The sequence below is a fragment of the Spirosoma harenae genome, assembly GCF_054776975.1.
The window spans coordinates 1-590 of the sequence record NZ_BAAHBD010000021.1 but is presented as its reverse complement, the minus strand read 5'-3'; the positions used below and the strand labels follow the sequence as shown (position 1 = coordinate 590).

At 46.6% G+C, this 590-nt stretch carries 1 protein-coding gene; it reads right to left on the bottom strand.

Translation table 11 applies throughout. From position 1 onward, the window contains the following. A partial coding sequence (locus ACYVE4_RS22465) for a hypothetical protein (RefSeq protein ID WP_461042498.1) occupies positions 1 to 590 on the bottom strand: 590 nt, incomplete at both ends.

Below are 590 nucleotides of genomic sequence, written 5' to 3'. Positions count from 1 at the left end.
ATATAAACAGCTCTTCCCGAGCTACTCACGTCGCCCATCTGATCAATCGAGACATACTGCAAGATCGAACTACTGCTTTCAGAGTTAAAATAAATGGTTCCTCCGTGAGTGGACTGAGAGTTGTAAGCGAGATCCGCCTTGCCTCGAAAACGAATCGAATCCGACACCGTCCCTTGAGCAATCAGTGTGCCATACACGTTGATGTCCCGGCCATACACTGGCGATTCGACTACCACCCCTGGCTCCAAGGTGAGCTTGTAACCTTGAGGAATTTGAATCGAAGTACCCAATCGATAAAAAGAGCCATAGCCTAGTTTGGGCATCACCATATCCATATCAGGTGATCCGATATTGATATTGACGATGGCTTTGACATTAGCGAAGTTTTTGGCCCCTCCTACCCAACTCACTACATCGTCCTGTTCACTGTGAGTGATAGAGGTATTCTTGATGGTAGGAGTCTGACCTGAGGAAATATAGATGGCTCGGCCACTACTGGACGCATCGCCCATCTGATCAATTGAGACATATTGTAGAATCGAAGCACTACTCTCTGCATTAAAATAAATGGTTCCCCCATGAGTGGATTG